This window comes from Streptomyces sp. NPDC000941, from assembly GCF_053599555.1.
The window spans coordinates 40,674-48,493 of sequence record NZ_JBSFMM010000074.1 but is presented as its reverse complement, the minus strand read 5'-3'; the positions used below and the strand labels follow the sequence as shown (position 1 = coordinate 48,493).

The window sequence follows — 7,820 nt, the reverse complement described above, 5'->3', positions numbered from 1 at the left end:
CCCGGGCGGCGCGCACCGCTGGGCTGACCGGCTCGCCACCGCGCGGCAGCAGCTGCGGCGGAGCGCAGCGGAGCCTGTTCTGAGCTCAGCCGCCTGCCGGGCTGAGGACGGGGACGCCGGGCCGGCCGCCCCCTTCCCTCCCGCTGCCGCCGCTTTGGACCCGGAGGGTCCGAGACGAAACCCGCACCCGCCCGAACCGAATGCCGCGAGACGGCGCATAGGCCACGTACGGGCGCGGGCCGCTACACCGTGCGGATCTGCGCGGACAACTGGGGCGGTCCGCCGCGCAGGCGAGTTAGCCGACTACAAACGTGGCGCCGGGTGCGGCGTAGTCGACGGGGCCGGTGAAACGGGCCGAGGCCCGGGCCACCGCCTGCTGCGGGGTGAGGAAGCGGCCGACATGCGTGACGATCAACCGTCCCGCCCCGGCCGCGCGGGCGGTGTCGCCCGTGTCTTCGGGCGTGTGGTGGACCTGTTCCCCCGAACTCGGCCGTTCCGCGCTCTCGGCCTCGCACAGCAGCACATCGCACCCCTCGGCCAGGCTGGTGAGGCTGGGGCACGGGGCGGTGTCCCCGGAGTAGACCAGCGACCTGCCGTCGGCCTCGGCGCGCAGGGCGAAGGCCGGGATGCCGTGCGCCACCGCGCGGCTGGTGAGGGTGAGCGCGCCGACGCGCACCTGGTGTCCGTCGTGCAGTTCGTCGATGGCGAAGGCGGACTCGACCGGGCTGCGCTCTGAGGTGTTGGTGAGGAAGTGCGCGAGCCGGTCGGCGATACCCGGCGGGCCGTACAGGGGGATGGGCGCGGCGAGCTGGATGTCCGCGAAGAGCGCGCCGTAGTAGGCGGTGAGCAGGTCCGCGCTGTGGTCGGCGTGCAGATGCGAGATCCAGATCGCGTCCAGCTCGTCGAGCCGGACATGTCGTTGCAGCGGGGACAGCGTCCCGGTGCCCGCGTCCACCCATATGCGGGTGTCGCCACTGGTTACGAGGTAGCCGGAGCAGGGGTTGTCGGTGCTGGGGTAGGGCGTGGCGCACCCCAGGACGGTGAGACGCAGTTTTGCGGACATGGTTACGCCTTGTCGAGATGGTCGAGGTGGCCCGCCTTGGCGCTGCGTATGAAGGCGCGCAGGGCGTCGGGGGTGGTGGTGAGGATGGTGTCGGGGGCGTCGCTCTCGCGGAGCCGGATGGTGGCGTCGTCGGTCGAGGATATATAGAGGCAGGCGTTGCCTTCAGAGCTGTACGAGGACTTCCGCCAGCAGCGTGTGCGCATGCGTTCCCTCCCAGGTGTCGTATGCGATGCCGCGCATCAGCCCGATCAGCGCATGTCGTGACCAGGGTGCTTGTGGTCGTACTCGCTTCGGGCTTCGGCGATGACGGATCGGTGGGCCAGGGACCACTCGGCGAGCGCCCTGATCAGGTGGGTGAGGCTCGCGCCGGTTTCGGTGAGGCGGTAGTCGACCTGGGCCGGGACCGTGGGGTACACGGTGCGCAGGACGAGCCCGTCGCGCTCCAGTCTGCGCACCGTGAGGGTCAGCATGCGCTGGGAGATGCCGTCGATCGCGCGTTGCAGTTCTCGGAAGCGCCGTGGCCCGCCGGCGAGCTCGACGATGACGAGGACCGACCACTTGTCGCCGACCCGGTCCAGCACATCCCGGATGCCGCAGTCGGGGTGGTCCTTCTGGCCGCAGGGGCTGAGTTCGGCGGGCCCAGCGGTTACACCGGTGTGCGTGAGTGACATCGAAGTGCCTTCTTGTGGCCGATTTGCGGGCGGGTCAGGATCCGATCGTAGTTACTGACGAGAACCACGAAGGAGGCTTCGGCCCCATGATCTTGGTGACCGGCGCGAGCGGAAACCTCGGCTCACTCACCCTCGCGGCGCTGCGTGCCCGCCGTGTGGAGGCGATCGGCGGCAGCCGTACGCCCGGCGAAGGAGTACGGCTCCTCGACTTCGACCAGCCGTCCGGTATCGGCCTGACCGGTGTCTCGACGCTCGTGCTGGTCTCCGCGGGCTACGCGGAGGACGATCAGGTGATCCCTCGGCATGCGGCGGTGCTTGACGCCGCCGCCCGCGACGGCGTCAAGCACGTCATCTACACGAGCGTGACCGGCGCCGGCGACCACCTCGGCTTCGCGTTGGCGCATCGCGCGACGGAACGACTGGTCAAAGAGAGCGGCCTGAGGTGGACGATCCTGCGCAACGGCCTGTACGCCGAGCTCTTCGGTGCCCTCTTGATATGGAACGGCGATGCGGTGGAGTCCGCGTTCGGTGAGGGCGCGCTGTCCGCCGTGGCGCGTGAGGACCTGGCCGACGTGGCGGCGATCGTCGCGGGCGATCCGGAGCGACACGGTGAGCGCGTCTACGACCTCGTCGGCGCGCCGATCACGGCGCCCGCTGTCGCCGATGGCCTTGGAGTCGCCCACCACACCATCGGATTGGGCGAATACCGGCGCAGGCTCCTGGAGGCCCCTGGACTGTTGCCGTTCCAGCCGCCGATGCTCTCCTCGATCGCCACCAGCATCCGCCACGGCTTCCTGGGCAACACCGGTACGGATCTTCAAGACCTGCTCGACCGCCCTGCGCGCGACCCACTCGCCGTTGCTGTCGCCGCCGCGGCGGCGGCGCGCCCGGGTCCGAGCTGAACGGCGCGGCTCACCGCCGCGGCCCGTGACGCGGCGCGCCGTCTAATCGCGTTCGAGAGCGGTGCAGATACAGACGTTATTGCCCTCTGGATCGGCGAGCACGGTGAACGACGGGGCCTGGGAATCGTCGACCAAGGTGCCACCCGCGGCGACGGCGGCCGCGATGCGCTCGTCCGCCACCTCGGGGGCCAGCCACAGATCCATGTGCCAGCGTTGGCGTGGGGTCGGGTGCCTGTCGGTCTGCTCAGCACGGTGTGGGTGGCGTCTCCTGTCAGCAACGCCGCCCAGAAGGGGCCCGCTGCCGAATCGTCGGCGGTGTCGAGGGCGAGCTCAAGCTGTGCCACCTCGCCGGGGACGGCAGTCAGGTCGAACTCGCGGGCAAGCCCGGTGATGACGCCGGCCAGTTCAAGGTCCTGGCGGTAACCCTCCGGGCGCCGGCCTCGTCGACGCTGAACAGGGTCACGTCGATGACTCCGCGCCCCAGCCTGATCTCCGGTACGTCGTAGCGGGCGGCGGCTGCCGCCCGCGCGACCGCTGCCACGAACGCGGCTCCGGCCACGGCGTCCGTGGCGCGGTAGCGAGCAGCGAGAGGCTGAGCGAGCTTGCGCCAGTCGGCCAGGCCGCCGGCGATCTCTGCGAGGATCTCAGCGTTGCTGATCGTATCCATGATCCTCATGCTGCCAGTCATGGCGGCACACAGCACCGGAAACGCCATGTGCCGCCAAGCGGCTACGTCTTGTCGCCGCTGTGAGAACTACGCGCGCGCCGCGACAGCAGCACCACCGCCGAGACCGCGCCCAGGACGACGACCGCGATGCCGCCGAGCAGCGCGTTGGCCATGCCGCTGTTGAACGCCTCGCGGGCCGCGTCGGCCAGCCGGGCTCCGGTCCGGCCGTCCAGTTCGGCGGCGGTGCGCAGCGCGCCGGCCAGCGAGTCGCGGGTCGCGTCCGCCGCCTCGGTCGGCAGGCCGTGGGTCGTATCGGCGACGTCGGAACGGTAGGTGGTGTTGAAGACGCTGCCGAGGACGGCGATGCCGAGGACTCCGCCCAGTTCGCGGGTGAGGTCGTTGAGCGCGGAGGCGACGCCCTGCTTCTCGGGTGGCAGTGCGGCGACGATGGCCTCGGTGGCGGGGGTCGCGGCGAAGGCGATGCCCGCGCCGAGGAGGGTGGTGCTGGCGAGGAAGGGCCAGAGGCCGCCGCCGTCGACCGTGGCGGCCAGGACGCCGAGGCCGGCGGCGATCAGGGCCATGCCCACCCCCATCACGGCGCGCATGCCGTACCGCTTGGCGAATCCGGGGGCGACGGGGGAGAACAGGATCGCGCCGAGGGCCATGGAGACGAGGGCGAGCCCGGAGCGTATCGGGGAGTAGCCGAGGATCTGCTGCAGATACTGCAGGCCGAGGAAGAAGAAGCCGAACATGGCGATCGACTCGGCCGTGATGATGAGCGAGCCCGCCGAGACACCCGGCAGCCGGAAGACCCGTACGTCCAGCAGCGGGTGCGCGGTCCGCAGCTCCCAGCCGACGAAGGCCGCGAGCCCGACGGCGCCCAGGGCGAAGCCCGTGATCACCGTGGCGTCGGACCAGCCGAGCTCCGGGCCCTCCACGATGCCGAAGACCAGCGCCCCGATGCCGACCACCGACAGCAGGGCGCCCACGACATCGAGCCGCGACGACTCCGACTGCTTCGAGGCCGGGGCGATCGCGGCGGCGACGACGAGGGCGAGGGCGGCGAGCAGGGCGTTGGTCAGGAACACCGAGCGCCAGGAGTACGCCTCCAGGAGACCCCCGGCCAGCAGTACGGCGAGCAGACCGGATCCGAAGCTGACGCCGGACCAGATGCCGACGGCGCGGCCGCGCTCCTCGGGCGGGAAGACATGGGTGATGATCGACAGGGTCATCGGCATGACCAGGGCCGCGCCCACGCCCGCCAGGCCGCGCAGGCCGATCACCAGCGTCACATCGTCGGTCCAGACGACGGCGCCCGAGGACAGCGCGAAGAGGGCGAGCCCCGCGAGCAGGACGCCCTTGCGGCCGTAGCGGTCGCCGAGGGCGCCGCCCAGGAGCAGCAGACCGGCGAAGGCCACACCGTACGCGTTCATGATCCATTGCAGCTCGGACTCGGTGGCCCGCAGATCGCGGGCCATGTCGGGCACGGCCACCAGGAGTGAGGCGAGCATCCCGACCACGACGGCCAGGGCCAGGCACATCACCGTCAGGACGGCCGTCCGTTGGGCGGCGCCGGGGCGTGGCGGTGCGACGGGCGGGGCCGTGGACTGCTGCATGGCGATCACTCCGTTTAAGCGAGCGTTTCAATCGACTGTTTCAAGCGAACGTTTAAAGTGGAGCATGGACCGCTTGCTTGAATCAAGCGCTCGTTTTACTTTGGTGTCGATGAATGAGCCTCAGCCCGCCCCGACCCGGGACCGCCTCCTCGACGCCGCCGAGCGGCTTTTCGGCGAGCACGGCTTCGCCGCCACCTCGCTGCGCACGGTGACGGTCGCGGCCGAGGCCAATGTGGCCGCGGTCAACTACCACTTCGGGTCCAAGGAGGGGCTGCTGCGCGCGGTCGTCGAGCGCGCCATGGCCGCGGTCAACGGCGAGCGCCTGCGCCTGCTGGAGGAGTTGCGCGCCTCGGGCGATCGGCAGCCCACCGTGGAGGAGTTGGTGCGCGCCTTCGTCATGACGGGCGCGCGGCTCGTGGAGCGGAGCGGGGAGCGGGGTGTGTCGGTCGCGCGGTTCCTGGGTCAGGTGATGTCCGAGCCCGACCCCGCGATCCGGCGCCTCTTCGCCACGGAGGTCGGCCCGGCGGAGGGCCAGTACCTCGATGCGCTGCGGGCGGCGCTGCCTCAACTACCGGCGGCCGAAGTCGCGTTCCGCTTCCGGGCCATGGTCGGGCTGCTGGGCCTGTACCAGTCGAGTGCCCTCGGCGATCTCCACCCGGGCGGCGCCGCCGAGGACGTGGCGCCGGGGGATGACGACGCCGGGCGGCTGGTCACCTTCCTGACCGCGGCCTTCCAGGCGCCGCCCGGCTGAGGCTGGTGCGTACGCATACGAACGGGCCGTCGCCTCCCCGGTGCGGGAAGGCGACGGCCCGTCGGTGCGAAGGAGCCGAGGCGTCAGTGGCCGCCGGGGGCGCCCGCCGTGGCCGGGGGCAGCTCGGTCTTGACACCCGGTTTGCCCGAGTCCGCCTGGTAGTCGGCGGGGGAGGTCTCGTCGATTCCGTCCGGGGCCTTGAGGGCGCGTAGGACGAAGGTGAGGACGACCACCACGACGACGTTGAGCACAAAGGCGGTGAAGCCGATGTAGCCGATCTCGCCGATACCGGGGATCTCGGCGGTGTTGCCGAAGTGCTTCTGGCCGGCGGCAGCGGCCGGGGTGTCCCACGCCTTCCAGGTGCCGTAGATCATGCCGACCGCCCAGCCGCCCAGCAGCGCCCAGCGGTGGAACCAACGGGTGAACAGGCCGCCGACCAGGGCCGGGAAGGTCTGGAGGATCCAGACGCCGCCCAGCAGTTGGAAGTTGATCGCGACCGTCTTGTCCATGCCGAGGACGAAGACCAGCGCGCCGACCTTGACCAGCAGCGAGACCAGCTTGGAGACCTTGGTCTCCTGCTCGGGCGTGGCGTCCGGCTTCAGGAAGTCCTTGTAGATGTTGCGGGTGAACAGGTTCGCCGCCGCGATGGACATGATGGCCGCCGGGACCAGGGCGCCGATGCCGATGGCGGCGAAGGCGACGCCGGTGAACCAGTCCGGGAACATGTCCTCGAACAGCTGCGGGATGGCGAGCTGGTTGTTGCCGTTCACGTCCACGCCCGCCGCGATCGCCATGAAGCCGAGCAGCGCCAGCAGGCCCAGCATCAGGGAGTACAGCGGCAGGATCGTGGTGTTGCGGCGGATCACCTCGCGGCTGCGGCTGGAGAGCGTCGCGGTGATCGAGTGCGGATACATGAACAGGGCGAGCGCCGAGCCGATGGCCAAGGTGGCGTAGGCCCACTGCGCCTTCTCACCACTGGCCAGGGCGCCGCGTGGCGCCCCGGTCTTCGGGTTCGGTTCGGAGAACCAGTGGCCCGCCTTGGCGAAGATGTCGTCGAAGCCGCCCAGCTTGATCGGGATGTAGATGATCGCCACCGCGATGACGATGTAGATCAGCGCGTCCTTGACGAAGGCGATGAGCGCGGGGGCGCGCAGACCCGAGGAGTAGGTGTACGCGGCGAGCACGCCGAAGGCGATCAGCAGCGGCAGGTCCTTGATGAACCAGTTGGTGTTCTCACCGCCGCCGACGCCCATCACGTCCAGCACGGCCTGGATGCCGACGAGCTGGAGGGCGATGTACGGCATGGTGGCGAGGATGCCGGTGACCGCGACGGCCAGCGACAGGCCCTTGGAGCCGAACCGGCCGCGGACGAAGTCCGAGGTGGTGACGTACCCGTGCTTATGGGACACCGACCACAGCTTGGGCAGGAAGAGGAAGATCAGCGGGTAGACCAGGATGGTGTACGGCACGGCGAAGAAGCCGGACGCGCCCGCCGCGTAGATGGCCGCCGGGACGGCGACGAAGGTGTACGCGGTGTAGAGGTCGCCGCCGAGCAGGAACCAGGTGACCCAGGTGCCGAAGCTGCGGCCGCCCAGACCCCACTCGTCGAGGTTGTTGGCGTTCTCGGCCCGCCGCCAGCGCGCGGCCATGAAGCCCATGACCGTGACGGCCACGAAGAAGAAGATGAAGACGGCGAGTGCGACGCCGTTGACGTCCTTCATTCCGCCGCACCTCCCTTCTGTGCCTGCTCCGCCGCGCGCAGCGTCCGCTTCTCACGGCGGACCAGGATGTACGCGACCGTCGTCAGCAGGGCCGACACGGGCACCCAGAGCATCTGGTACCAGTAGAAGAAGGGGATGCCGATGAAGGTGGGGTCGATCTTGGCGTACGAGCCGACCCACAGCATTCCCACGAAGGGGGCGATCAGGCACAGACCGGCGACGACGCGCGAGGGCGTGACGACCGGTCTCCTGCCTTGCGTACCGGATGTTCCTGACATTGGCGGCTGCTCCGTCCCGCGGCTGAGCACCTGCGTAAGAGACTGATCGTTTGCTTAATGCGCAGGAAATCTAAGCCAGGGGTCAGGCGGACGTCACTACCCGTCCGTATATCGGTATGGGAAAGATAAGGACGTCGGCCGTGGCCCGGGT

Annotated in this window: 10 protein-coding genes; 2 read left to right on the top strand and 8 right to left on the bottom strand. The window is 70.0% G+C overall.

The features are described from left to right. Window positions 1-295: 295 nt before the first annotated feature. Genes ACWDSL_RS23930 through ACWDSL_RS23920 form a run of 3 tightly spaced genes read right to left on the bottom strand, consistent with a single transcriptional unit; the run spans window position 296 to window position 1,734 of the window. Complete coding sequence (locus tag ACWDSL_RS23930; protein WP_450488528.1) at window positions 296-1,063, bottom strand: MBL fold metallo-hydrolase; 768 nt, start codon at window positions 1,061-1,063, stop codon at window positions 296-298. A gap of 2 nt (window positions 1,064-1,065) precedes the next feature. Next, the gene (locus ACWDSL_RS23925; RefSeq protein ID WP_450488527.1) at window positions 1,066-1,266 is read right to left on the bottom strand and encodes a DUF397 domain-containing protein; all 201 of its coding nucleotides are present in this window, start codon (window positions 1,264-1,266) and stop codon (window positions 1,066-1,068) included. Between the two features lie 45 nt (window positions 1,267-1,311). Beyond that, window positions 1,312-1,734: a winged helix-turn-helix transcriptional regulator gene (locus ACWDSL_RS23920; RefSeq protein ID WP_450488525.1), complete on the bottom strand. Its 423-nt coding sequence runs from the start codon at window positions 1,732-1,734 to the stop codon at window positions 1,312-1,314. 86 nt (window positions 1,735-1,820) lie between these two features. Between ACWDSL_RS23920 and ACWDSL_RS23915 the strand changes: the two genes are divergently transcribed. Next, the gene (locus ACWDSL_RS23915; RefSeq protein ID WP_450488523.1) at window positions 1,821-2,636 is read left to right on the top strand and encodes an NAD(P)H-binding protein; all 816 of its coding nucleotides are present in this window, start codon (window positions 1,821-1,823) and stop codon (window positions 2,634-2,636) included. Window positions 2,637-2,678: 42 nt separating this feature from the next. On the opposite strand, the gene ACWDSL_RS23910 is transcribed toward ACWDSL_RS23915, so the two are convergent. From ACWDSL_RS23910 to ACWDSL_RS23900, 3 genes are all read right to left on the bottom strand, one after another. Next, a complete protein-coding gene (locus ACWDSL_RS23910; protein WP_450488540.1) occupies window positions 2,679-2,924 on the bottom strand; it encodes a VOC family protein in 246 nt (81 codons plus the stop codon). A 73-nt stretch (window positions 2,925-2,997) separates the two neighbouring features. After that, complete coding sequence (locus ACWDSL_RS23905) at window positions 2,998-3,303, bottom strand: hypothetical protein (protein WP_450488521.1); 306 nt, start codon at window positions 3,301-3,303, stop codon at window positions 2,998-3,000. Window positions 3,304-3,365: 62 nt separating this feature from the next. Then, window positions 3,366-4,919, bottom strand: coding sequence for a DHA2 family efflux MFS transporter permease subunit (locus ACWDSL_RS23900; protein WP_450488519.1), 1,554 nt, complete (start codon window positions 4,917-4,919; stop codon window positions 3,366-3,368). 109 nt (window positions 4,920-5,028) lie between these two features. Between ACWDSL_RS23900 and ACWDSL_RS23895 the strand changes: the two genes are divergently transcribed. After that, window positions 5,029-5,670, top strand: a complete 642-nt coding sequence (locus tag ACWDSL_RS23895) for a TetR/AcrR family transcriptional regulator (RefSeq protein WP_450488517.1) — start codon at window positions 5,029-5,031, stop codon at window positions 5,668-5,670. A gap of 83 nt (window positions 5,671-5,753) precedes the next feature. Here ACWDSL_RS23895 and mctP read toward each other — a convergent pair whose 3' ends face one another. Together mctP and ACWDSL_RS23885 are read right to left on the bottom strand one after the other, a co-directional pair. After that, entirely contained in the window at window positions 5,754-7,391 is a 1,638-nt protein-coding gene (gene mctP / locus ACWDSL_RS23890; RefSeq protein WP_450488515.1) for a monocarboxylate uptake permease MctP, read from the bottom strand. Next, window positions 7,388-7,669, bottom strand: a complete 282-nt coding sequence (locus ACWDSL_RS23885) for a DUF3311 domain-containing protein (protein WP_450488513.1) — start codon at window positions 7,667-7,669, stop codon at window positions 7,388-7,390. Before ACWDSL_RS23885 ends, mctP begins: the two co-directional genes overlap by 4 nt. Window positions 7,670-7,820 lie beyond the last annotated feature (151 nt).